This is a genomic window from Salmonella sp. SJTUF15591, assembly GCF_043356435.1.
Taxonomy (GTDB): domain Bacteria; phylum Pseudomonadota; class Gammaproteobacteria; order Enterobacterales; family Enterobacteriaceae; genus Salmonella; species Salmonella enterica.
The window spans coordinates 369795-392326 of record NZ_JBEUJO010000001.1; the positions used below are offsets into that span (position 1 = coordinate 369795).

28 protein-coding genes are annotated in these 22532 nt (G+C 44.7%); 2 read left to right on the forward strand and 26 right to left on the reverse strand.

The window, feature by feature from the left end:
* Positions 1 to 13 precede the first annotated feature (13 nt).
* The 26 genes from ssaQ to spiC all read right to left on the reverse strand — a co-directional run bounded on the left by ssaQ (position 14) and on the right by spiC (position 18689).
* Positions 14 to 982, reverse strand: coding sequence for an SPI-2 type III secretion system cytoplasmic ring protein SsaQ (gene ssaQ, locus ABVM99_RS01790; RefSeq protein ID WP_023195123.1), 969 nt, complete (start codon positions 980 to 982; stop codon positions 14 to 16).
* Complete coding sequence (ssaP, locus tag ABVM99_RS01795) at positions 963 to 1337, reverse strand: SPI-2 type III secretion system apparatus protein SsaP (protein WP_001223304.1); 375 nt, start codon at positions 1335 to 1337, stop codon at positions 963 to 965. Before ssaP ends, ssaQ begins: the two co-directional genes overlap by 20 nt.
* Positions 1318 to 1695 (reverse strand): SPI-2 type III secretion system apparatus protein SsaO, encoded by a 378-nt coding sequence (ssaO, locus tag ABVM99_RS01800; RefSeq protein WP_000449089.1) that lies wholly within the window; start codon positions 1693 to 1695, stop codon positions 1318 to 1320. The genes ssaP and ssaO overlap by 20 nt, the downstream gene beginning before the upstream one ends.
* 2 nt (positions 1696 to 1697) lie before the next feature.
* A complete protein-coding gene (ssaN, locus tag ABVM99_RS01805; RefSeq protein WP_000787210.1) occupies positions 1698 to 2999 on the reverse strand; it encodes a SctN family type III secretion system ATPase SsaN in 1302 nt (433 codons plus the stop codon).
* Positions 2989 to 5034 carry an SPI-2 type III secretion system apparatus protein SsaV gene (ssaV, locus tag ABVM99_RS01810; protein WP_023194625.1) on the reverse strand — a complete coding sequence of 682 codons (2046 nt, stop codon included), beginning with the start codon at positions 5032 to 5034 and terminating at the stop codon, positions 2989 to 2991. The genes ssaN and ssaV overlap by 11 nt, the downstream gene beginning before the upstream one ends.
* Positions 5019 to 5387 carry an SPI-2 type III secretion system apparatus protein SsaM gene (ssaM, locus tag ABVM99_RS01815; RefSeq protein WP_000383700.1) on the reverse strand — a complete coding sequence of 123 codons (369 nt, stop codon included), beginning with the start codon at positions 5385 to 5387 and terminating at the stop codon, positions 5019 to 5021. Before ssaM ends, ssaV begins: the two co-directional genes overlap by 16 nt.
* A 57-nt stretch (positions 5388 to 5444) precedes the next feature.
* Entirely contained in the window at positions 5445 to 6461 is a 1017-nt protein-coding gene (gene ssaL / locus ABVM99_RS01820; protein WP_017441020.1) for an SPI-2 type III secretion system apparatus protein SsaL, read from the reverse strand.
* Positions 6427 to 7101, reverse strand: coding sequence for an SPI-2 type III secretion system apparatus protein SsaK (gene ssaK, locus ABVM99_RS01825; RefSeq protein ID WP_000011191.1), 675 nt, complete (start codon positions 7099 to 7101; stop codon positions 6427 to 6429). Before ssaK ends, ssaL begins: the two co-directional genes overlap by 35 nt.
* A complete protein-coding gene (locus ABVM99_RS01830; RefSeq protein WP_023194624.1) occupies positions 7098 to 7646 on the reverse strand; it encodes a type III secretion system domain-containing protein in 549 nt (182 codons plus the stop codon). The genes ssaK and ABVM99_RS01830 overlap by 4 nt, the downstream gene beginning before the upstream one ends.
* A 17-nt stretch (positions 7647 to 7663) precedes the next feature.
* Positions 7664 to 8413, reverse strand: coding sequence for an SPI-2 type III secretion system apparatus lipoprotein SsaJ (gene ssaJ / locus ABVM99_RS01835; protein WP_000868145.1), 750 nt, complete (start codon positions 8411 to 8413; stop codon positions 7664 to 7666).
* Positions 8410 to 8658 (reverse strand): SctI family type III secretion system inner rod subunit SsaI, encoded by a 249-nt coding sequence (gene ssaI, locus ABVM99_RS01840; protein ID WP_023194623.1) that lies wholly within the window; start codon positions 8656 to 8658, stop codon positions 8410 to 8412. The genes ssaJ and ssaI overlap by 4 nt, the downstream gene beginning before the upstream one ends.
* 11 nt (positions 8659 to 8669) lie before the next feature.
* Entirely contained in the window at positions 8670 to 8960 is a 291-nt protein-coding gene (locus ABVM99_RS01845) for an EscG/YscG/SsaH family type III secretion system needle protein co-chaperone (RefSeq protein ID WP_000444713.1), read from the reverse strand.
* Positions 8938 to 9153 (reverse strand): type III secretion system needle filament protein SsaG, encoded by a 216-nt coding sequence (gene ssaG, locus ABVM99_RS01850; protein ID WP_000350226.1) that lies wholly within the window; start codon positions 9151 to 9153, stop codon positions 8938 to 8940. Before ssaG ends, ABVM99_RS01845 begins: the two co-directional genes overlap by 23 nt.
* 92 nt (positions 9154 to 9245) lie before the next feature.
* The gene (gene sseG, locus ABVM99_RS01855) at positions 9246 to 9935 is read right to left on the reverse strand and encodes a pathogenicity island 2 effector protein SseG (RefSeq protein WP_000805837.1); all 690 of its coding nucleotides are present in this window, start codon (positions 9933 to 9935) and stop codon (positions 9246 to 9248) included.
* Positions 9932 to 10714, reverse strand: a complete 783-nt coding sequence (sseF, locus tag ABVM99_RS01860) for a type III secretion systems effector SseF (protein ID WP_023194622.1) — start codon at positions 10712 to 10714, stop codon at positions 9932 to 9934. The genes sseG and sseF overlap by 4 nt, the downstream gene beginning before the upstream one ends.
* Positions 10715 to 10729: 15 nt before the next feature.
* Positions 10730 to 11164 (reverse strand): SycD/LcrH family type III secretion system chaperone SscB, encoded by a 435-nt coding sequence (gene sscB, locus ABVM99_RS01865; RefSeq protein WP_000979963.1) that lies wholly within the window; start codon positions 11162 to 11164, stop codon positions 10730 to 10732.
* A gap of 51 nt (positions 11165 to 11215) precedes the next feature.
* Positions 11216 to 11632, reverse strand: coding sequence for an LcrR family type III secretion system chaperone SseE (gene sseE, locus ABVM99_RS01870; RefSeq protein ID WP_000249608.1), 417 nt, complete (start codon positions 11630 to 11632; stop codon positions 11216 to 11218).
* Positions 11633 to 11634: 2 nt separating this feature from the next.
* Positions 11635 to 12222, reverse strand: a complete 588-nt coding sequence (sseD, locus tag ABVM99_RS01875) for an SPI-2 type III secretion system translocon protein SseD (RefSeq protein ID WP_023194621.1) — start codon at positions 12220 to 12222, stop codon at positions 11635 to 11637.
* A gap of 15 nt (positions 12223 to 12237) precedes the next feature.
* A complete protein-coding gene (locus ABVM99_RS01880; protein ID WP_052938195.1) occupies positions 12238 to 13692 on the reverse strand; it encodes a type III secretion system translocon protein in 1455 nt (484 codons plus the stop codon).
* Positions 13693 to 13694: 2 nt separating this feature from the next.
* Positions 13695 to 14168, reverse strand: coding sequence for a SycD/LcrH family type III secretion system chaperone SscA (gene sscA / locus ABVM99_RS01885; protein ID WP_000711023.1), 474 nt, complete (start codon positions 14166 to 14168; stop codon positions 13695 to 13697).
* The gene (gene sseB, locus ABVM99_RS01890) at positions 14165 to 14755 is read right to left on the reverse strand and encodes an SPI-2 type III secretion system translocon protein SseB (protein WP_001649641.1); all 591 of its coding nucleotides are present in this window, start codon (positions 14753 to 14755) and stop codon (positions 14165 to 14167) included. The genes sscA and sseB overlap by 4 nt, the downstream gene beginning before the upstream one ends.
* 6 nt (positions 14756 to 14761) lie before the next feature.
* Positions 14762 to 15088 carry an SPI-2 type III secretion system chaperone SseA gene (sseA, locus tag ABVM99_RS01895; protein ID WP_000972855.1) on the reverse strand — a complete coding sequence of 109 codons (327 nt, stop codon included), beginning with the start codon at positions 15086 to 15088 and terminating at the stop codon, positions 14762 to 14764.
* A 262-nt stretch (positions 15089 to 15350) separates the two neighbouring features.
* A complete protein-coding gene (ssaE, locus tag ABVM99_RS01900) occupies positions 15351 to 15593 on the reverse strand; it encodes a YscE family type III secretion system co-chaperone SsaE (RefSeq protein WP_000210204.1) in 243 nt (80 codons plus the stop codon).
* A 7-nt stretch (positions 15594 to 15600) separates the two neighbouring features.
* A complete protein-coding gene (gene ssaD, locus ABVM99_RS01905) occupies positions 15601 to 16812 on the reverse strand; it encodes a SctD family type III secretion system inner membrane ring subunit SsaD (protein ID WP_000323799.1) in 1212 nt (403 codons plus the stop codon).
* Positions 16793 to 18286 carry an SPI-2 type III secretion system protein SpiA gene (gene spiA / locus ABVM99_RS01910; RefSeq protein WP_000261286.1) on the reverse strand — a complete coding sequence of 498 codons (1494 nt, stop codon included), beginning with the start codon at positions 18284 to 18286 and terminating at the stop codon, positions 16793 to 16795. Before spiA ends, ssaD begins: the two co-directional genes overlap by 20 nt.
* 1 nt (position 18287) lies before the next feature.
* Positions 18288 to 18689, reverse strand: coding sequence for an SPI-2 type III secretion system protein SpiC (gene spiC, locus ABVM99_RS01915; RefSeq protein WP_001562740.1), 402 nt, complete (start codon positions 18687 to 18689; stop codon positions 18288 to 18290).
* Positions 18690 to 19089: 400 nt separating this feature from the next.
* On the opposite strand from spiC, the gene ABVM99_RS01920 reads away from it, so the two are divergent.
* Together ABVM99_RS01920 and ABVM99_RS01925 are read left to right on the forward strand one after the other, a co-directional pair.
* Positions 19090 to 21852 (forward strand): two component system sensor kinase, encoded by a 2763-nt coding sequence (locus ABVM99_RS01920; protein ID WP_023195244.1) that lies wholly within the window; start codon positions 19090 to 19092, stop codon positions 21850 to 21852.
* A gap of 30 nt (positions 21853 to 21882) precedes the next feature.
* On the forward strand, positions 21883 to 22521 hold the full coding sequence (locus tag ABVM99_RS01925; protein WP_000666334.1) for a two component system response regulator: 639 nt from the start codon (positions 21883 to 21885) through the stop codon (positions 22519 to 22521).
* Positions 22522 to 22532: the final 11 nt, after the last annotated feature.

Consider the following 22532-nt stretch of genomic DNA (forward strand, 5'->3'; position numbering starts at 1 on the left):
TTTCTTATCAGGTTTACGCTGTATTTTTGGAAAGATACCAACGTGTAATACGCACCATAAATTCATTGCCACAGGCAATCAACTCACCTTGCCCAATAATACGGTCATTTACTCTTATCGTCACCTCTGGCGCAAAAGATCCCCCTACAGGCAAAACGTCCCCCGTTTTAAGTTGTCGTAATTGTCCAATTTCCAGACTCGCACGTCCGACCTCAAAGAGCACCTGTTGTGGTATCTGCTCAAGTTCGACTGAAGACGTTCCGTCACTCTTTGACATTGGGCTCCCTGACGCAAGTAGCGTTTCGATATCCTGGACTAATTCGTCAAATTTCATCGTGTTATCCTCTGTCAGCAACACCCTTGCGTAGATTCCCCCAGGTAGTTGAATAGCAAAAAAACCGAGTCTGATGTCGCCGAAGCAATGAATCCGAACGCCCATGCCGATTTCGATAGACTCAAGTTCAATTAACGTAAGCTGGCACCAGCCTGAATATACAGGGACTACGACAGGAGGGGCAGGATAAACCTGTTGACGCTCAGCAGAAAGCTCTCCGACTATATTGCGCAAAAAACCCGTTGGCCATGTAAAAATAATGCTATGGAACTCATGTTCTTCAACTATCCATTTAATATGCAACGCTAGCTGATGTGGTAGATTACTGCAGGATGCTGGCGGTTCGTTCTGACAGAGGGTTGCATCACTGGCTTGCAATAACGGCGCCAGCCCCCATTCAGCTATTCCATATAGCAATTCAGGATCGATAGCCGATCGATTAGCGGTGCCAATTAACCCTTCACACCAGCGCTGCCAGCATTGTTCTGCAATCCACACCCTACCCAGCTCATTATGATAATGTATGGTAAATAATGTCCCTTGCTGTACTGGATATTGTTGCATACTCAATGTCAGCTCACCAATGGTAGCGCCTTGCGTTGGAAGTATCTCCACCCACGGACGCTCTTCATTCGCTATTCTTAACATAGAATATCTCCAGGGAAATTATATACCCCATATGCAGCAACTGAGACTCCAGCCACTGCTTTAGCGCTTTCATCGAACGGTAAATTTCATGATGAGGGACATTGATTCTTAACTGGATTAGCCCCCCTGATTCACATACTTCACACTCTACACCGTCAAGATAACCGCCACTAACACGATAACGTTGCGTGAAAACCACGTTCTTATTCAATGCTGCAGGAGGATTATTCTCACCAATGGGTAATGCCTGGTGCATGAGTTGTTCAAAGTCCATACGTTCCGCCTCCGCCTCGTTATCATCCTGATAAGACTGGCATGGCAACCCAAGACTTCCCTCAACTTTGGTAATACGCATCGCTTAATACCATAGTAATTTTTTCTTTCTTTTTCATAAGCGCATTAAAATTCTTTTGTAATTCGCTTCGCCGGGAGACAAGCTGCTGATACTGATTCTCTAACTGCTGCCGTTGCGTCAAAAAGCTCTGCGCCTGAGTGAATAACCCGGCCATTTGTTGTTTCTTATCCAACAATAAATGACAAGATAACGTACCTTGCCAGCCCATTAATTCTTTCAGTCTGGTAGACACTGCTAAAGCGCGCGTCTGGCAAATCTGCTGTTCCGTAATAATCGCCTGTTGCTGCTGATCAAGTACGGTAAGTTTGCCGCGTAATTGCTTTTCACGCCGCGCGATTATCTCCAGCAAAGTTTCCATGATCACTCGGTGAGGATTTGGTGTAATTTTTCTATGAGTAGCTCGGGTCCGCATACTTCATCCTTACTTTGTCGCAAAAATGTGCAAATATCCGGATAGGTATCAATGGCTTTGTCAGTATCAGTATCAACTCCTCGCTGGTATTCCCCAATGCGTATTAATAGTTCAACCTCCTGGTAAAGCGCCAGGCACCGTCGCAATATCGCCGCCAGTTGACGATGCTCATGGCTGGTAACGACTGGAAAAACGCGGCTGAGCGTTGCCAACACGTCAATGGCAGGATAATGCCCCCTCTCTGCAAGCCGTCGGGATAGCACAATATGTCCGTCAAGCAGTGAACGGACTTCATCCGCCAACGGCTCATTCATATCATCGCCTTCCACCAGTACCGTATAAAATGCGGTAATACTGCCTTTTTCTCCCATTCCTGTACGTTCTAAAAGTCGTGGCAATGCACTAAATACGCCTGGTGGATATTCTCCAGAAACTGCGGTCTCTCCGGCGGCCAGAGCGATTTCCCGTGCGGCCCTGGCATAACGCGTCAGTGAGTCGGCAAGCAAGACGACTCGCTTTCCATTATCGCGAAAAAATTCTGCTATCGTGGTGGCCACAAACAGCGCCCTCACTCGCTCTAAGGCGGGTCTGTCAGAGGTTGCGACAACAATGACACAACGTTTTCGGGTCTCTTCAGACAATGTAAAATCGATGAACTCGCGGACTTCTCGTCCACGTTCACCAATTAACACCAGAACATTGCAGTCTGCGTCTGGTGCATTACACAGCATCGCCAGAAGCGTGCTTTTCCCCACGCCAGGAGCAGAAAAAATACCCACTCGTTGCCCTTCGCCACAGGTCGCAACGCTATCAATAGCGCGAATCCCCGTCATTAATGGTTGAGTGATAGGCTGTCGAACCATTGCGGGAGGAGGCATTGCATCATAGTCTTTCCAGCAGACGTCAGGCAGTTCGCGGCCATCAAGGGGACGACCAAAACCATCAATGACTCGCCCTAATAACGCTTCGCCCACGGGAACCTGATGGCGTCGCCTTAAGGCCATCACTTGCTGCCCGCAGTGAAGTCCGATAGTACTCGTAAAAGGAGATAGCAAAGCTTTGCTGCCATTAATCCCCACGACTTCAGCAAGTTCTTCTCCAGGCTTTATACAGCACAACTCGCCCATAAATACCCCAGGCAACCACGCATTTAACAACGTTGCGCTGACATCCTGAATTCGGCCCCATCGACAATAACCATCGGGGGGCGGATATTTCAGCCTCAGACGTTGCATCAATTCATTCTTCATTGTCCGCCAACTCCTCTTCGCTAAGGTCAATACTTTCTACCACTTGTATAAGGCTCTCCTCTCCTAATTCCTGCCATGACAAAATCGGTACGTCGAACAAGGTGGCTTCTGTAATTTTTCGCAAGAAACGTCGGGTGTCGACAGAAGTGACAATGAATAATTTGGTTGACTGCTTCAGCGCCTGCTCGATAAGTTGCAGGATCTGCGTCTTATGACGAGACGACAGCGCAGTATAGGTCCCCATTGCCGTCTGGCGAATGGATTCACGCACGAGGTTCTCAATACCTTCGCCGATCCGCAAAATCGGCAGCGGTTTTCCTTCCGGATTAAGACGACGCAGAATATGACGGCGAAGCGCGATACGGACATATTCTGTCAACATCAGGACATCTTTTTCACGTGGCGCCCAGTCAATTAAGGTGCCGAAAATAAGACGTAAATCTCTAATAGAAACCCGTTCTGATACAAGCCGTTGCAAAGTTTCAGCGATTTTATTAATGGGTAACTGGCGTTGAAGCTCTTTCACCAGCTCAGAGTAGTTTTTTTCCATCGCATTCATTAGATAACGCGTTTCCTGAACACCAATAAACTCTCCCATATGCCGAAGCAGGACACATTTTAATAAGGCAGAGATACGTTGGCTGCCCGCGAAAACGTCCAGTCCAAAACCTTGCGCCTTATGGGCCATCTCTTTTGTAAGCCAACAGATCTGCCCCATCCCGTTCGGTAACGTCTGGCTGTCACCCACCACACTAGCGTCCGCGCCTATCAATAAATAATCCGCCTGAGCGGGAATAGATAAACTAAATACGGGTTCCTGATATAGCAGTACCGTCAATTTTTCGGTGGGCTCAGGCAAAACCTCAATATTCACCTCAGGGAGAGGGACGCCGGTATCCTCAAATAAAAACCATCTCATGGCGTCAATATCACGAATCAGGTCGGCAGAATGTAACGTCGGGCTAAGACGTAAGATTAGAGGACATGCGCCGGGAACCATACTATCTTTTTCCGGTGCTTCGACGCCATTTGCGGAAACCACAGACTTTTTGCGGCGAATGAGGATAATTGGCAATGCTAACAACGCTGAAAAGAAAGCGAGAGTGATAAAAGGAAAGCCAGGAATTAAAGCGAGGAGCATTAAAACCACAGCGGTTAATATGAGCGACTGAGGTTGTCTGGCAATTTGAGAACTCAACTCTGTCGCCAGGTTCTGGCGTTTCTCACCCGGAACACGGGTGACAATAATTCCCGCGCTAAGGGAAATCAGCAGCGATGGAATTTGCCCACACAAACCATCTCCGATTGACAGTACGCTATAAGTGTGAACAGCCTCACTCATCGACATATCATATTGCACGATAGCGATAATGATACCGCCGATAATGTTCACCAGAACAACAATAATACCGGCAATCGTATCGCCTTTAACAAATTTCATCGCACCGTCCATCGCACCGAGAAAGCGGCTTTCCTGCTGGACGTGCTGTCTTAATGTACGGGCATGGTCTGCATCGATAACTCCGGCACGCAAATCGCCATCGATACTCATTTGTTTGCCTGGCATCCCATCAAGCGAGAAACGCGCGCTAACTTCCGCCACCCTCTCGATACCTTTTGTAATGACAATAAACTGCACGATAGTAATGATGGTAAATACGACCAGCCCAACGGTGAGATTTCCTCCTACGACAAACTTACCGAAAGCATCCACAATATTACCGGCATTATGTTGTAACAGTACCAGCCGTGATGTGCTGATTGTGAGTGACAAACGATATAATGTAGTAATAAGTAATAAAGACGGAAATACCGATAAATCGAGAGGGTCACTAAGATAAATAGCAATTAAGAGCAGGATCACTGAAAACATAAGGTTGATAGTAATCAGGATATCAACCATCCAGGTCGGTAAAGGTAACAGCATCATCACAATAGCGATTAATAACACCGTCGCCAGAACCATATCCTGCCGACCCGCGCATACACTGAGCCACTGTTGCGCCCTGATTCCCTCACCTAACCATGAACGCATTGCGACTCCAGAAATTTTATTTGTCGATGATGTAATCGTAACCAGAGCTCGGCGGAGCTGGAAAGAGGAGGAGAACAGCTCATTGCAAGCCCATCGCGCAACAAAAATAATCGCTGAGGAATACCCTGGAACGCTGCAGGTTTCCAGTGAGTTAAGGCTTTAAAAAGCAGATCTTCGTCTAAGAAGGTTTGCTTGAGTATCTGACATAAGTGAATACGACCGTTATGATAGTTTAGATAGGTTTCATATTGTCCTTGCCGCCAGAACATATTGGTTGCTAAAGGCCGTTCAGCTAATCCTGCTAATTGAATAAAAAGCTGAATATTACGTTCAGTAATGAGATCCCAATCCATCCTGCCGCCTCATGATGAGCCAGAACGCCAATTTACCTAAATATTGAAAGCCAGGTATCAGAATAAAACCTGATTTACCTTTACTTCACGAAGCGTTTCGAGAATTTGTTCACGTTGATCTTCGTCGTTAAAACAGTTATCGGGTATCAGCATAAACTGCGCATCAAGTTGTTGGAGTAACCGATTGAACATCTTCGATGAAGAAACTATAGCGGTAAGTCTATCAAGCAACCAATCACTGAAAAGCCAACGCTCACAAATGATATCGAGTAGTAGCGGCAGTAATGTATTAGGCGGCAACTGGCAAATCCACTCCTCACGCTGGCACTCTTTTTCAAGGCCAAGGAATAACAACAAACGACGCAAACGTACTAATGCTGCGGCCAAACGACTTTGCTCCGAGGGTTCGATGCATATGCTAAGTTCAAAGGCTATTGCTCTTAGCAAAATACGGACCCGTTCACAGCGATCCGGCCAGTCTGCCACGCGTCTGAACCACTGCGATAAGGGCATTTCATCGTTGTCTATCGCCTGTTGCATAAAACGCTTCAGCGAGGACAGCGTAGCGGTATCCACTTCGCCAAGTTCCAGTAAACTAAAAACGGCAAGTTCCCATCCCTCCTCCGCTGTAAGCGTATCCAGTTGCGATTGCAAATCGCGTTTTTTCTTTTTTGACAACCCGTCGGCAGTAAGCGCCATTGCAAGAGCGATAATTTGATACGCATTCTGTAAATCAGGATCACTATTCTCTTCGGTAAGCGGACGCAACGTTGCCCCATTATCCTCCTGTATTTGTTTTATCAAACGCAGCAAAGCCTGCTGTCTGCGCTCCAGTTTCTCAGCATCCGTGAATTTATAACTTTCGCGCAGTTTACCACTCAGCGCCATTCCTATTTCTTCCATCGTCTCATAGAGCGCTGCCCCCGTCGTTTCCTGTAACTCCTGGAGAGCTAACATTGAAGGCGAAATAACCTCTTGTTCCTCTATAACCTGACCAGGGGTAAATGCTGTAGGGGGCGTCATTTTTATCTCATTAATTTTAATATTCATCGCTACCTCTTTTATCTTCACCATTACGTAACCATTTCAGTAACGCGTTGAAATGACGAGAAAGTGAAAACTCAACGGCATACCGTGTTGAGGAAAGTTCAGCCTGATCGGGAGAGAAACCAGGCTCGATAATCAACGTAAACCGCTTGCCAAAAGTTTCACGCATCAATGCCTCTTTTTCAGGATGAATACGCAAATAAAGCGCTCCCTCTTCCGCCATAGCCGTGGCCTGGCGTGCCAGACGATGGCACATAACACTGTCTACCGACTGTTGGTCGAACCAGGCCAACAGAACCTGTTCTATACTATTTTTAATATGATGCGCTGCTTGATCGACCAATGAACGAAATTGATTTTCATCTTCTTGTAAATGTTTTACATGCTGTTCCAGCCATTCCACTTCCATTTTTTCCAGCGTATTTTTACGCAACCACGCTAGTTCTTGTTGCTGCTCAACTTTCTGTTCACGCTGATAACGATAGGCGTCTCGGATGATTTTTTCAGCCTTACGGTAAGCGGAGCTCACAATAGCATGTGAAACTCTCTTAGCTTGTTGCTCTTGTGCAAATAAAGTTAATTGTAATGTTATCCACGGTGACTCAATAATATTTCGAGCGGGTAGCTTATGGTTAATTTCCGTCAGAGGAAGTGAAGTAAAACTCATAGCAAATGCTCCATGAAGATAATCTCGGTAAGAGAAGTCTTCGGCCAAAGTATACGCTGCGGAGGGGGTAATAATACTAATAGCGCATGTAAAACCGCATCATCATGCGCTTCCCGATTAAGAATGGCGGTACCGATCTGCAATGCAGTTTGTTGCATCACTTGCGGAGGAAGTAATTTGCCATCTTTTTGCCCCAACCAACCATATAGCTGCCAGATCTCATCCTCGCTAAACCACTGTAGAAGCAATTGCCGATACTCTGGTAGCATAAAATAGTCACTACACCTGAGTTTGAATAATCCCAGCCCAAAGGCAAATGCCGATATACGCGGCGCAAGACGAACCTGCCGTTTTTGCCTGTCATTTAAACAGGCTGGAATAACAGAGCTTCCCCTTAGTCTATTTAACGCTCTGTCAAGAAGACGATCCAACTCGGGCCGATCGCCATAACGCCAGCAGTTTGAAGGATGAAAACCCAGCTTATCCAGCCATTCCGGTACAGCGTAACGAGCAGGTTGCCAGAAATAACGATAAAGTTGCAACACCTCGGGATCAGGTCGACTCAAAAACGGCGTCTCAGGCAAAAATAGCCGATCAGGATGCCCACTCCTAATAACAGTCCTGTCAACGATAACATCAACTGATAAGGGTATTTCATCAACCACTTCACCACCTTCCCTTTATTGGCGTTGATCACGTCCATAATCCAGAATGTTTGTCTCGCGGGTACGTCAGGTACCATTCTGAATTCAGCAGGCTGCATCAAGATACTAATCTTACTGTATTGCAACCCAGGGATTGACATCTCTATTAAATCTTTAATTTTTACCCGAAAGGCCTCCATATTGACCTGAGGTGAATATTTTATAAATACGGCAACTGAGCTCGGAGAAGCGTTACTTCCCTCATCATAAGTCGGTAGCGCAATGGTCACTTTTGCATTAATTACGCCCTCCATCTGACTCAGCATTCCTTCAATTCTTTGTTCTTTTAAAAAATTAATCTTCTGCTGTTCTTCCTGGGGTGATACCACTAACTGATTAGCCGGAAACATCTTATCCGCCGTTGTAAACTGCCGATGCGGATAACCGTTAAGTCTAAGTAGCTCAACCGCGTTAATAAACTGCGACTGCTCGACACGTAAGGTAACACCGTCCTCTTCCTGTTTTTTTTCCGCATCGATATGATGCTGCATAAGTAATGCCAGCATTTGATTCGCCTCATCTTCTGGCAATGAGCGATAAAGATCCACATCACATGCCGTAAGAAAGAACGTAAGGACAGTAAGAAATACTATACGCTGAACCTTCATGTCATGCTATCCAGCTTATTAAGCGCTTGCGATGCTGCGCCTGATATTCTGGCAAGATAATCGACGCCTACCGTTAACTGCATATAATCCATTTGACTGGTCAACATAACCTGCGGTAATAAAGCACTGGCGTTACTGGTGGATGCATCATCTTTCAGCAATTGTTCAAAAAAATTAATTTGCTCCTGGCTCGGTTCTGCAGAGGACTTTACATAAGATTGAGTGCTTACAGGCACTACGCTCATATCAGAAATATTCAATTTTCAAATCCCTCATTTGGTGCAGGAAATAACAGGCGCAGCGCCATAGCCTCTGGCAAATCAATATCCGATAAAATTTTTGCGGCTTTTAGCGGCTCATTTAAACCCGCCAATAATAATGCCAGACATACCAACTGTAATTTTTTATCCGGAACAATAACCGTTAGCGCTGGTAACATCGCATGTACCTGGGAAATCAGGCTATGGTTAACGCCCGCAAACATGATTTCCAGCAACAACCGTCGAACATCGTCGCTAATAACTTCAGATTTTAGCAATGATTCCACTAAGCATATCCTTGATCATTTTGATCAGTGAACTTTCGTAATTAATAAATGTAGAATACTGCTGTAAGGCAAATTGCGCTTTAATCATCGATTCTGGGTTGAGCAAATCATTACCATTCATTTTGTCATTAATAGCCTGCCCTGCCTGGTGCGCCATGTGGGAGAGCATATCCACTAATTGTGCAATATCCATAATGCTTTTCCTTAAAATAAATACATCGTAAGGATACTGGCAACATAGCAAAATTTAGAAAGCAATGAACATCCGGTATATACCTGAAACGATTACTCCGGCGCACGTTGTTCTGGCGTCACCTGAGCCAGCAAACGATATAATGGGCTGCTGACCTGCATACCGGTCATTGCCATCCCATCCATACCGAAGCGAGTAAAACCCATTAGTCCGTAGGTAATATCATTAAGACGCTCTAATAAATGAGGCTGTAGTCCCAAACTACCACTCCAGTATGAATGCGTCATTACCGTCGCGGTTAAGACTAATCTACCGCCCAGGGAGACGGCTTTAGCAATCGCCATACTTTTGCGTTGATTGGCGAAACAATTAGCAATATAAAAAACGGCATTGCCTATACTGTCGTGAGCCATAGGTAAATGATGTTTATGATGGTAGATAAGACAGGCGACATCCGCGATGGCAATAGCAAGGCCAATTCCCGCCAGGGCTAAGAGCGGTGCGCCTCCACCACTTAGCACTGTTAATGCTATTCCAGCGGAACAGCATAAAATCTGTCCGCCCAAAATGACCGTTTGCCAACTAAAAATTTCTTTTGGAAAACACTCTATCACTCGTTTCGCAAGTCCGGCCAATAACCGCTCATTTCCTTGTTGAGGACCTATTCTACCACTCTCCATATTGGTTTCCGGATGTGGCAATGAGGGACATGGAGGTGATTCCTCAGGCGCGTTAACAGGACGTTGCCCTGCTACCTGAGCATTTGGGCTAACAGGTTTCATGGTTCTCCCTGAGATGTATGACCAGAACTGTCTATTAATGCAGGTGTAGTAGCAGATTGGCAGAGCGATGCCATTTGTTCCGCCAATAACGCACTGGGATCGGCATAAAGTTCATCAACAGAATTTTCCTGATCGTCGCCAGAGGGGCGGGCAAGGCAATAATCCAGTACCGCACCTATCGCCGTCAGGCTAACGGAGGTAATTACACTCCCCATGTCCAAAGAGGCCGCTATATTTTCAGCGGCGGGCAGTGGAAACTGTAGTTGTATAACCAACGAAGAAATAGCGATTCCTGAACGTATTAATAAAGAAAGACAATTAGCAAGGGTGTTAGCGCAGTTAAGACTTGCCCCACATTTTAAGGCCAGCGCACTGACCACAAGAGCAACGCTATCACTGGCGGTTTGTAACGGCTCCTTTTGCTGACATATCAATTGATAATTATGATACGCACAGCAAGCATCCCCAATAGCAATCACGAGCGCCGCCCCCGCAAGAATAGCAATGGGTAATCCTGCCCCGCCAGAAATTACCGCTGCAGCAACCGATAATCCAAACACGACTGTCGCGCCCAGCGCACGAATAGTGTATTGCATAAAATGTATAGCATAATCCCTCTGCTGCCTTATTTGTTCAGGCGTAAGCAGCACAGGGGCTGCGGGGGTGCCAGGGGCTGGAATTTCAGGGGGAGGAAACGATGCCTCCTTCGCTTGTATATCGGAAGGAGGACTATTACCATCGACTATATTGCTTGCCGCTGACGGAATATGAATTTTCATATTTCGTTCTGTTATTTAAGCAATAAGAGTATCAACCATTATTTGCGCATTCTGGCGAATCTCACTCCATGAGGCATCCGCATAACTCATCTTGATTGCGGTTTGAAAAGCCTCTCTCGCCAACCCGGGTTCCCCCATCATTTTGAGACAGACGCCCGTTTGGTAAACCGGTTCTGGATGGCTGGCATCCAGCATCAAGGCATGTCCATAGAAATTAATGGCTGTCGTGTATTCTTTAAGCATCATCCAGGTGCCAGCCAATGCAATATGGGCACGCCAACTCCATGGCTGGGCCATCACCAGCCAACTAAAATCGATTACGGCGCGCGAATAATCCCCCTCCTGCCATGAGGCGTAACCACTGGCATAAACGGTTTCCGGATCAACGGATAATAGCTGTTTCAGAATGTCTTCGGGTATTTTATTTTTCTGATCTTCTTTCATCATCATACCTATTGATTGTTATTTTCACGTGATAATGATTTACGTCAGGAAGGTCATTTAAAAACGTCGCTGGATAAGATGCTCGGCGGATAAAATTGTCCAGTTATCACCATCAAGCTGTGTAAAGGTCGCGCCCATTACTGTCAGGATGCGCAATAATTTCCTGCGTAGCATGGCTTTTTTTTCATCCAGAACGTCGGTGATTATCAACATCTTTAAACATGTTAACTGCGGGTGATGCACAAATATCCCGCGTAAAAGTCTCAGTAAGTGAAACAATTGCTGTGGTCGAGGTTGCCCGGGCGTCAGGCGCCTGAACTCACAAATAATCATTTCTTTTGCCTCAATACGATAGATCACCAGGTAAGGCGATAATATAAACTGTTGCCCAAGTAATATGGCGGTCTCCCCTAAATATGCAGGCTCAGTAAACACCTGATGCCGACGCAACCATTGCTCTATTTCTTGCACCATATTTACCTCGTTAATGCCCGGAGCATTTCAGCAAGAACCGCGACCAGTGACGACCCCACACCGATGATTTGCTGCATAATTTCACCTGCTTTCTCCATAATTTCCGTCAGGGATTTATTATAAGATTGGGCCCCATTTTGTTGCAGGTCGGCAGTCGCTTTATCTTGATCACTTTGACGTTGCGCTACACCGGCCCCCAGGCCCATGACTCCCCCAGCAGTGTGTCCTACGGCTTGACCCGCTATAAGACCGCTTTCCCCGCCTACGGCCCCTAATCCTATCGTCAGCACTCCCGACAATATTGCGCCACCCGCAGTAATCATTGATGCTCTAAACGCTTCATCAATTGTTTTCATTTGCGTCTGTAAAACATTGACTTGCAGTTCCCAGGACAGTCGTTGTTTTTCTACGTTATAGTCGCGCATGATATTGCGCAGCTTTTTGGCAAGCTCCATTAGCTTCATCCAGATATTATCAAATAACAGAAGCATTGATTCAGTACCCATTCCCTCCCCGTAGGGAGATGGAGTGGAAGAAGGCGTTAACAAGGAAGGCGCTGGTAATACCAGTGCTACGTTACTCGCTTCCATATTTTTATCCTCAGATTAAGCGCGACAGCCAGCTATTCTCGCCTGAACGCTACTATAGTGATCAATGGTATCTAATGCATCTCTAAGCGCGGCACCACTACTCTTATAAAGCTCCTCTAAGCGTTTTTGTTCTATCTTTTTTTGGTCTTCCGTTTGTTGCATTATGAAATCCAGAAACCGTTGCTGAGTTATTAATTGCTCTATTTTCTTTTCGAGCTTCGCTTTATCTGCGTTAACCATGCCAGTATTCATCTGATTGGCGCCCTCGGTTGCACATCTGATAGCCTGTAAGCCTTTAAATGAACAATCCCTCAGTAAGGCATACAGGATTTTTTTGAACATATTCCAGAGAACTTTATTACGAAAATTTTTTAACAGAAACTTTCCCCCTTCTTGCGCATATTTTTCCAGGGCTTCTTTTGCCGCTTCTTTTGCCATGGCTTTCACCCCCTCTTTCGTAAAGCTTTTTCCCGCGCTTCGCGTCATATTATTTTCTACCTTACGAGAAAACTCAGCAGACTCCTCTTCCATCTCGCCCGGCGAAACCATTTCACGCTCAATCGCCTCAAATTGTTTGGAAAAATTTTCGCTCACCTCTTCGCCAAATTTTTCAGCCAACTCCTCTATTTCTGCTTCCCCTGCACCAACCATACGCTCAACCATTTCTTCGCCTAAACTGGAGCCAAGCACTTTTTCAGCTGCGCCAGATAAGCCTCTCGTCGCCATAAAAGCACGACCAATCTGGAAAACATCCAGTGCCATCGCGACGACTTCACAACCAACTTGAATTTTACTTGCCACGTCAATAATCGCCTGACAGGTATCGTGGTCAGCACCGCACATCATTGCCGTTTCGGCTCCGGCTTTAACCATTCCTGCACAACCTGCGGCCATATAAGCTACGCCGCTAGCCATTTCTGCGGGATTACCGGACAGAAAACCCTCCACAACTTTTAAGGCGCCAATCACGGTTTCAAATATGCCGGTAATCCAGTCAAAAATAGCGCCAAAAATGCCCGCTTTACGCGCTTTATCCTCCTGCTCTATCGCTTTCTGGATCTGCTCCTGATACTCCTTTACCTGCTTATTACGTAATGCATTTTGCACCTCAGTTGCCCGCTCAAGCTGTTGGCATAACGATTGAGCGTTATTACCAAAGACGTTGAGTATTAATGTCGTAATCATCATTGATAAAACAGTGGGATTGATATGCAAAAAGTCAGGCAATGATGGACGCTTATGATTTCCGGGTACGGCATCAAGCAGTTGCTTCAACGCATTGCTTGCCTCCTGAAGACTAATTTTCCCTGATAGCAGAGACGTGGCGTTGCCATCGCCAAAAGTAGAATTCACACGATGCTGGCGCTTTCCCAGCGAACCCGAGGAAACGCAACTGACATTGCTTAAGTGATGATGTGTTAAGGCGGTTACTCCTGCGGCGCTATCGCTATTACTGTGAATTCGATTCATTTTTAGCTCCTGTCAGAAAGTTGCTGTAACATCTTTTCTGCACGCAATCGGAGGATTTGATGTTCACTGACCTCGCCGCAAATACGCACCACGGCCTTTAACGCTTTTATTGCATAACAAACGTTATCACACGCGAGGTAGCATTCCGCTGCGGCCCATGGCGCCTGCGGCGCATCAATCTTAATTTGTGCCGCGCGTCCATAAGCGTATATCGCTTCCCCCCAATGTTTTTGAGCCTGGCAGCATTCCCCTAACCGAAACCAATAGTCAAATGACCAGGCATCATATATCGTCAACAATTGAAAAAGTCGCGCTGCGCCGGCGAACTCTTTTACCTCCATAAGCTGCATGGCATAGCGATACAGAGTATTAAGCGGCTGTGTAACATCGTCATCCAACAACATACGCAGCGAGCCGCCACGCCGGAAAAACCGCATCGTGTCATGTGCCTGTTGTAGGGTCGGGTCTTTTTTCATGAGTACGTTTTCTGCGCTATCATACTGGAAATCTCCCCCCACTTACTGATAAGCCCCGTCAGTTGGGTAAGGACAGCGTTAAGCTCCTGAGACATTTTTTGAATTATTATCTGCCCCTGACTCATAAGATCGGTATTCCGGTTGGCATCGTTATCCAAAGCCGCTTTGACCGCCTGTAGACCACCTTTATCCAGCTTCCCATGATCGCCATATTTAGCCATATATTCATCAATGGTCAGACCATCGATGAGAATACCATTATCACGCATGTATTTAATTACATCCTCAGGTACCTCCTCTTTGGTTTTAGCATCCCCTTTGGCTGCTTTAGCAATCACCTCATCCATCTCATTTGACTTTTCCTGGGTATTTCTGGCACGTTCAGCGTTCTTCTGGACTTCAATAAATTTATCGTTTGCAATAGCCTGAATAACCATAAGGAGAATAAGCAAAACACCATACCCTTCGGCAAACGGATTTTGCTGGGATAAGTCATCCTGCCCCCCGGTATCAGTGTTACTGACGCCGAAGCTATTTTTAAACACAATAGGGTTTTGATTTCCCCATAAGATGTTTCCTGAAGACATTATGCTTTACCTTTTTGTTTTTCCTGAAGGTATCTCCACCGGGGCTTGAGCATTAAGTTGTTTCAGTCGTACTTCAAGTTGTTTAAACAAACTTACTATTTTCTTTAAATCCTTCTCGGCCTCCTGGTTAACCCCGGCAACGCCTTGTGGAAATAGGTTATGAAGAATACTCTCTGTCTCTCTGCTCTTTTTGGGGCTCTCTGCCCTTTCAGCAAGCTGTTGACTCACCTTAGCCCGGATTTGGTGAAATTTTTTAAGACAGTGATTTAGCTGCATGTAACTTTGCTCTAAATCACGATATTCACTAAACGCAGCCTTTTTCTTTATCATCATTCCCCTCCATATACACGATAGATAATTAACGTGCTAACTAAGAGCCTATCCCATTAGGGCTATTTTACTTGCCATTTTGGTCCTGGGCAGTGCTCGCCAAAACGCGTTAGCGTTTTGAACGCCGCTAGCGGCGGCCCGAAGGGCGAGCGTAGCGAGTCAAACCTCACGTGCTACGTGTACGCTCCGGTTTTTGCGCGCTGTCCGTGTCCAGGCTGGCTGCGCCAATAACGCCTGGTGGGATAGGCTCTAAGATATTTTTACTTTACTCTTGCTCACTCACTACAAGTGCGCTGTTATGGTAACGATAATAAATAATGTTGATGATATTTTCGGCCTGCTCGATCGCTTCAAGCAATAAGGTGTTTTGCTGATATTGCTGCGGATCCTGTAACCTACCGTTGTTCTCTTCTAACTGTTTCCGGGCAGCCCTTAATTGTAAAATTATGCCTTTGGCCTCTTCACGCGAATGAAGCAGCAAATCTTCTAACCGGGTCAGAGTTGTCATTTTCCACTCACTTAAAATCTAATGGATAGTTAATCAAAGTATCATAATGTTTAATCGTTACCACATCGGCACTCAGATGGACAATTTCTCCCCCATTGGGTAACAATGCCCCTACACGTAAACGCTCTTTATTCGTCAGTAATAAGTAATTACCATGGCGACTCTGTACAAAGCCAGCCACTGGCGCAGGCAGATACTTGCTTTCATCATGAGAAGGCGCAATATCCTGATAAATTAAAGAAAGAGCGGGGTCCTTTTTCTTTAATGCTGCTAACGTTTCTTGCAAAATGCGTTGATGAGATTCATCCAGTACACCACTGATAACAAAAGAGCGCCGCATTGGCGTAACATTGACAAGGCCCACTAAACCGTTCTCTATTATCGCAGAAATAATATCATCCCCCTGAGACTGATGAGAATGACTAATCTGCCAGTGCAATAACCCGGGAATATCTGCAAGTAATGGTTGAACCTTACGCCATTGCTGATCCATTTGTATATCATCATGAATTAACACGCTTCCCGGCCCTTCGCTGGATACTTCAGCATGCGGGTAACCCATTTTTATCAAAACATCCTGCACTTCTCGTATCAATAAGTCATCACAGATTACACCATCCCGATACATGACCCCCCATGATTCGAGAGTCGCTCTCACCTTTTGCATCTGTTCGCTTGACGCGCAATAACCGGACAACTGCAGGCTTCCATCTTCTTTCCATTGCGCCCGCACATAATGAATATTGCTTTTGTCTAATAAAAACTTAACCCGCAAAGGTAAATCATTTACCGTTTCAGGCTGACCGCCAATACTTAACAGGACACCCATTCCACCGATGAAAATCAAGAATACGCCAGCCAACCACCAGTACCCTGATCTGGAAACGGGTATTTGATAATCAGCAAGTTCACAATCCTGTTTACCAAACGCGATAGCCACTCCCGCAACCTGCAAAACCCCACTGGATGGTAGCGGCTTATTTGGATTAAATCTGCGGCCATTAACTCTAACTCTGGCTTTCCCGGCATCAACAAATAAACTATCTGCCTGTTCTCTCAGAATAATTTTTTCATTTATAGTAAGCGGAATACAAATATCGCATCCTTTCTCCCCCAGTGACAGGTTACCTTCATTCAGCCATACTTCCCGGCCTTGTAAAACGTGACCTAAAAAACGTATTTTCCAGGAGCTCTTTGGATTAACCATGAGATATGCCATTATTTACTACTGAGGCTTTAATCAAAAACAGCCTGATTACACTATGTACTTGAGTCGTATCATTGCGAAACAAATGGCCTACGACAGGAATATCGCCCAATAAAGGGATTTTGTTTTGCGAGTGGATTTGTTTACCTTGTTTAAATCCTCCCAGCAATAGACTCTGTCCGGCTAATAATGTGGCTTGCGAAGCAATTTCAGAATTTTGCACTTCGGGTAGCGGATCTGTTTCGCTTTGCGTATCACTTTGTTGTCCATCCTGAATATTAAGATTAAGCATTATTTTTTGCGTGCCATTGTCATTTAACAAGCGAGGTGTAACGCGCAACAAAGAACCCGTAGTGATGGATTCAAGTTTAGCCACTTTTTCTCCCTGCAGTTTGGTATAGAAAGTAATATTTTTATCCAGCACAGCCTGGATATTATTTAAAGTCACCACAGATGGCTGGGAAAGTACATAAGCCTGAGAGCTTTTTTCCAGGGCATTCAAACGCACCATAAAGTTTGAGGTATCGCTGATTACCGTTGAAAAACCGCTAGCACCGCCGTCATTCAAACCTGTATTGAACGCAATTTTCTTGCCACCCAGCGACACTGCCGTTCCCCAGTCGATGCCTAACTGGTTAATATCTCCAGCATTAACATCGATAATTTTCACCGAAATCTCTATCATCTGCTGGCGTTGATCTAATTCTGTGATGAGTTTCCGATACCCGGCCATATTGGCCGCATAATCACGAACGATCACTGCATTCTGGCGTGGGTCGGCAGCAAACATGGGCAATGCCTGTGTAGCGGGTGAACCATTGTTCGTCGATGACGCCGGGACGCTGGTTTTACTCATCTCACGCAATACACTCACGACCCCAGGAACCACGACGGACTGATCGCGATATTGGTATTGGGTATCCATCGCAGTGGCATACTTAAGCGTGTATATACTTACACTCACCGCACTGTCTTTTCGTTTGATTAACGCATTATCCAGCACTGAAGCTAATTGACTAATACGAGTCAGACAGCTGGGAACACCGCTCACCTCCACAGCTCTGGTACCGGTAATTTCTTTAACCTCGCATCCCGGTGATGAAAGGATATTCTGGCTGCGTAAGTAATGAATGAACCGCCCAGTAGATAAAATATTGAAAGTGATAACCTGATGTTTTAATAACGATGCAGGATATACATATAACATGCTGCCATCAAACCAGGTAAGCAAATCATATTGTGCTGCCAGGTTATTCAAAATATCGACCGGTGGTCCAGGCGGAATTTTTCCACTAAATGTAGCTGTTATCAATGGGCTAATAGTAATAGCCGTATCATAGTTCTCTGAGAGCAGATGTAAAACCTCTGCTAATGGCATTTGTCTGGCATAAAGGGTGAAGTCATTACCTTTCCATGATAACTCATCACTCTTTGCTGTATTGAGTATAAATAGTAAAATTAAGATTAAACGTTTATTTACTACCATTTTATACCCCACCCGAATAAAGTTTATGGTGATTGCGTATTACATTTTTTAAAATGCAAGTTAAAGCCAGGTGTTTTTCTATCTCAATAGCAATAAGCTCAGAGCTACTACTTGTGGTATAATAACCGTTTAACCATCCCCCATCCGCTGTGAGCTGTATAGCATAATCATGGACGTCCGGGTGTGCTGCAAGCAGTAGTGTCACATAGGCAAGACAAGGCTTAGGTAAGCTTTCCAGGTCATTTAAGAACAAAGAAATAGAAAATGCTTCTGAGAAAATTTCTCCTCTGGCAGGATGCCCATCAATAGTCATTATCCAGGATCGGCTATTACCTTCGGCCTTGATATCCTGAATTAATGGAATGCCTTTTAAAACTGCCAGCATGAATCCCTCCTCAGACATAAATGGGAGTTTCTATCAAATTCGCTCACAACCACATCCGTAAAAAGCCTGATTCACATTTATTTCGACTATACTCTTCTTGTACAATATCAGGATGCTGTCTACATATACCTTGTCACAGGCGATTCTATCATTCGGATTTTCCGATAAATTCACAATTACACTTTCAGCATTGACATAAAAAATTACAATTTGAAAAATTATTTATTAAATAAACTGTTACGATGTTTTTACATCGCCACCTTATTAAAAAGTAATTGTAGTCATCGACTGGGTTATATATGAAGAAATTTATCTTCCTAATGATAACACCATCGATTAATCTTCTGATGAAACTATATGTACTGCGATAGTGATCAAGTGCCAAAGATTTTGCAACAGGCAACTGGAGGAAAGCATTATGAATTTGCTCAATCTCAAGAATACGCTGCAAACATCTTTAGTAATCAGGCTAACTTTTTTATTTTTATTAACAACAATAATTATTTGGCTGCTATCTGTGCTTACCGCAGCTTATATATCAATGGTTCAGAAACGGCAGCATATAATAGAGGACTTATCCGTTCTATCCGAGATGAATATTGTACTAAGCAATCAACGGTTTGAAGAGGCTGAACGTGACGCTAAAAATTTAATGTATCAATGCTCATTAGCGACTGAGATTCATCATAACGATATTTTCCCTGAGGTGAGCCGGCATCTTTCTGTCGGTCCTTCAAATTGCACGCCGACGCTAAACGGAGAGAAGCACCGTCTCTTTCTGCAGTCCTCTGATATCGATGAAAAAAGCTTTCGTCGCGATAGTTTTATTCTTAACCATAAAAATGAGATTTCGTTATTATCTACTGATAACCCTTCAGATTATTCAACTCTACAGCCTTTAACGCGAAAAAGCTTTCCTTTATACCCAACCCATGCCGGGTTTTACTGGAGTGAACCAGAATACATAAACGGCAAAGGATGGCACGCTTCCGTTGTGGTTGCCGATCAGCAAGGCGTATTTTTTGGGGTGACGGTTAAACTTCCCGATCTCATTACCAAGAGCCACCTACCATTAGATGATAGTATTCGAGTATGGCTGGATCAAAACAACCACTTATTGCCGTTTTCATACATCCCGCAAAAAATACGTACACAGTTAGAAAATGTAACGCTGCATGATGGATGGCAGCAAATTCCCGGATTTCTGATATTACGCACAACCTTGCATGGCCCCGGATGGAGTCTGGTTACGCTGTACCCATACGGTAATCTACATAATCGCATCTTAAAAATTATCCTTCAACAAATCCCCTTTACATTAACAGCATTGGTGTTGATGACGTCGGCTTTTTGCTGGTTACTACATCGCTCACTGGCCAAACCGTTATGGCGTTTTGTCGATGTCATTAATAAAACCGCAACTTCACCGCTGAGCACACGTTTACCAGCACAACGACTGGATGAATTAGATAGTATTGCCGGTGCTTTTAACCAACTGCTTGATACTCTACAAGTCCAATACGACAATCTGGAAAACAAAGTCGCAGAGCGCACCCAGGCGCTAAATGAAGCAAAAAAACGCGCTGAGCAAGCTAACAAACGTAAAAGCATTCATCTTACGGTAATAAGTCATGAGTTACGTACTCCGATGAATGGCGTACTCGGTGCGATTGAATTATTACAAACCACCCCTTTAAACATAGAGCAGCAAGGATTAGCTGATACCGCCAGGAATTGTACACTGTCTTTGTTAGCTATTATTAATAATCTGCTGGATTTTTCACGCATCGAGTCTGGTCATTTCACATTACATATGGAAGAAACAGCGTTACTGCCGTTACTGGACCAGGCTATGCAAACCATCCAGGGGCCGGCGCAAAGCAAAAAACTGTCATTACGTACTTTTGTCGGTCAACATGTCCCTCTCTATTTTCATACCGACAGTATCCGTTTACGGCAAATTTTGGTTAATTTACTCGGGAACGCGGTAAAATTTACCGAAACCGGAGGGATACGTCTGACGGTCAAGCGTCATGAGGAACAATTAATATTTCTGGTTAGCGATAGCGGTAAAGGGATTGAAATACAGCAGCAGTCTCAAATCTTTACTGCTTTTTATCAAGCAGACACAAATTCGCAAGGTACAGGAATTGGACTGACTATTGCGTCAAGCCTGGCTAAAATGATGGGCGGTAATCTGACACTAAAAAGTGTCCCCGGGGTTGGAACCTGTGTCTCGCTAGTATTACCCTTACAAGAATACCAGCCGCCTCAACCAATTAAAGGGACGCTGTCAGCGCCTTTCTGCCTGCATCGGCAACTGGCTTGCTGGGGAATACGCGGTGAACCACCCCACCAGCAAAATGCGCTTCTCAACGCTGAGCTTTTGTATTTCCCCGGAAAACTCTACGACCTGGCGCAACAGTTAATATTGTGTACACCAAATATACCAGTAATAAATAATTTGTTACCTCCCTGGCAGTTGCAGATTCTTTTGGTTGATGATGCCGATATTAATCGGGATATCATCGGCAAAATGCTTGTCAGCCTGGGCCAACACGTCACTATTGCCGCCAGTAGTAACGAGGCTCTGACTTTATCACAACAGCAGCGATTCGATTTAGTACTGATTGACATTAGAATGCCAGAAATAGATGGTATTGAATGTGTACAATTATGGCACGATGAGCCGAATAATTTAGATCCTGACTGCATGTTTGTGGCGCTATCCGCTAGCGTAGCGACAGAAGATATTCATCGTTGTAAAAAAAATGGGATTCATCATTACATTACCAAACCAGTGACATTGGCTACCTTAGCTCGCTATATCAGTATTGCCGCAGAATACCAACTTTTACGAAATATAGAGCTACAGGAGCAGGATCCAAGTCGCTGCTCAGCGCTACTGGCGACAGATGATATGGTCATTAATAGCAAGATTTTCCAATCACTGGACCTCTTGCTGGCTGATATTGAAAATGCCGTATCGGCTGGACAAAAAATCGATCAGTTAATTCACACATTAAAAGGCTGTTTAGGTCAAATAGGGCAGACTGAATTGGTATGCTATGTCATAGACATTGAGAATCGCGTAAAAATGGGGAAAATCATCGCGCTGGAGGAACTAACCGACTTACGCCAGAAAATACGTATGATCTTCAAAAACTACACCATTACTTAATATTATCTTAATTTTCGCGAGGGCAGCAAAATGAAAGAATATAAGATCTTATTAGTAGACGATCATGAAATCATCATTAACGGCATTATGAATGCCTTATTACCCTGGCCTCATTTTAAAATTGTAGAGCATGTTAAAAATGGTCTTGAGGTTTATAATGCCTGTTGCGCATACGAGCCTGACATACTTATCCTTGATCTTAGCTTACCTGGCATCAATGGCCTGGATATCATTCCTCAATTACATCAGCGTTGGCCAGCAATGAATATTCTGGTTTACACAGCATACCAACAAGAGTATATGACCATTAAAACTTTAGCCGCAGGTGCTAATGGCTATGTTTTAAAAAGCAGTAGTCAGCAAGTTCTGTTAGCGGCATTGCAAACAGTAGCAGTAAACAAGCGTTACATTGACCCGACGTTGAATCGGGAAGCTATCCTGGCTGAATTAAAGGCTGACACGACCAATCATCAACTGCTTACTTTGCGCGAGCGTCAGGTTCTTAAACTTATTGACGAGGGGTATACCAATCATGGGATCAGCGAAAAACTACATATCAGTATAAAAACCGTCGAAACACATCGGATGAATATGATGAGAAAGCTACAGGTTCATAAAGTGACAGAGTTACTTAACTGCGCCCGAAGAATGAGGTTAATAGAGTATTAACCAGGGGCATC

What these genes read in the sequence shown, in the direction of transcription:
- ssaQ (WP_023195123.1), bottom strand. Translation starts at nt 982, where the DNA reads ATGTTAAGAATAGCGAATGAAGAGCGTCCGTGGGTGGAGATACTTCCA.
- ssaP (WP_001223304.1), bottom strand. Translation starts at nt 1,337, where the DNA reads ATGCGTATTACCAAAGTTGAGGGAAGTCTTGGGTTGCCATGCCAGTCT.
- ssaO (WP_000449089.1), bottom strand. Translation starts at nt 1,695, where the DNA reads ATGGAAACTTTGCTGGAGATAATCGCGCGGCGTGAAAAGCAATTACGC.
- ssaN (WP_000787210.1), bottom strand. Translation starts at nt 2,999, where the DNA reads ATGAAGAATGAATTGATGCAACGTCTGAGGCTGAAATATCCGCCCCCC.
- ssaV (WP_023194625.1), bottom strand. Translation starts at nt 5,034, where the DNA reads ATGCGTTCATGGTTAGGTGAGGGAATCAGGGCGCAACAGTGGCTCAGT.
- ssaM (WP_000383700.1), bottom strand. Translation starts at nt 5,387, where the DNA reads ATGGATTGGGATCTCATTACTGAACGTAATATTCAGCTTTTTATTCAA.
- ssaL (WP_017441020.1), bottom strand. Translation starts at nt 6,461, where the DNA reads ATGGTGAAGATAAAAGAGGTAGCGATGAATATTAAAATTAATGAGATA.
- ssaK (WP_000011191.1), bottom strand. Translation starts at nt 7,101, where the DNA reads ATGAGTTTTACTTCACTTCCTCTGACGGAAATTAACCATAAGCTACCC.
- ssaJ (WP_000868145.1), bottom strand. Translation starts at nt 8,413, where the DNA reads ATGAAGGTTCAGCGTATAGTATTTCTTACTGTCCTTACGTTCTTTCTT.
- ssaI (WP_023194623.1), bottom strand. Translation starts at nt 8,658, where the DNA reads ATGAGCGTAGTGCCTGTAAGCACTCAATCTTATGTAAAGTCCTCTGCA.
- ssaG (WP_000350226.1), bottom strand. Translation starts at nt 9,153, where the DNA reads ATGGATATTGCACAATTAGTGGATATGCTCTCCCACATGGCGCACCAG.
- sseG (WP_000805837.1), bottom strand. Translation starts at nt 9,935, where the DNA reads ATGAAACCTGTTAGCCCAAATGCTCAGGTAGCAGGGCAACGTCCTGTT.
- sseF (WP_023194622.1), bottom strand. Translation starts at nt 10,714, where the DNA reads ATGAAAATTCATATTCCGTCAGCGGCAAGCAATATAGTCGATGGTAAT.
- sscB (WP_000979963.1), bottom strand. Translation starts at nt 11,164, where the DNA reads ATGATGATGAAAGAAGATCAGAAAAATAAAATACCCGAAGACATTCTG.
- sseE (WP_000249608.1), bottom strand. Translation starts at nt 11,632, where the DNA reads ATGGTGCAAGAAATAGAGCAATGGTTGCGTCGGCATCAGGTGTTTACT.
- sseD (WP_023194621.1), bottom strand. Translation starts at nt 12,222, where the DNA reads ATGGAAGCGAGTAACGTAGCACTGGTATTACCAGCGCCTTCCTTGTTA.
- ABVM99_RS01880 (WP_052938195.1), bottom strand. Translation starts at nt 13,692, where the DNA reads ATGAATCGAATTCACAGTAATAGCGATAGCGCCGCAGGAGTAACCGCC.
- sscA (WP_000711023.1), bottom strand. Translation starts at nt 14,168, where the DNA reads ATGAAAAAAGACCCGACCCTACAACAGGCACATGACACGATGCGGTTT.
- sseB (WP_001649641.1), bottom strand. Translation starts at nt 14,755, where the DNA reads ATGTCTTCAGGAAACATCTTATGGGGAAATCAAAACCCTATTGTGTTT.
- sseA (WP_000972855.1), bottom strand. Translation starts at nt 15,088, where the DNA reads ATGATGATAAAGAAAAAGGCTGCGTTTAGTGAATATCGTGATTTAGAG.
- ssaE (WP_000210204.1), bottom strand. Translation starts at nt 15,593, where the DNA reads ATGACAACTCTGACCCGGTTAGAAGATTTGCTGCTTCATTCGCGTGAA.
- ssaD (WP_000323799.1), bottom strand. Translation starts at nt 16,812, where the DNA reads ATGGCATATCTCATGGTTAATCCAAAGAGCTCCTGGAAAATACGTTTT.
- spiA (WP_000261286.1), bottom strand. Translation starts at nt 18,286, where the DNA reads ATGGTAGTAAATAAACGTTTAATCTTAATTTTACTATTTATACTCAAT.
- spiC (WP_001562740.1), bottom strand. Translation starts at nt 18,689, where the DNA reads ATGTCTGAGGAGGGATTCATGCTGGCAGTTTTAAAAGGCATTCCATTA.
- ABVM99_RS01920 (WP_023195244.1), top strand. Translation starts at nt 19,090, where the DNA reads ATGAATTTGCTCAATCTCAAGAATACGCTGCAAACATCTTTAGTAATC.
- ABVM99_RS01925 (WP_000666334.1), top strand. Translation starts at nt 21,883, where the DNA reads ATGAAAGAATATAAGATCTTATTAGTAGACGATCATGAAATCATCATT.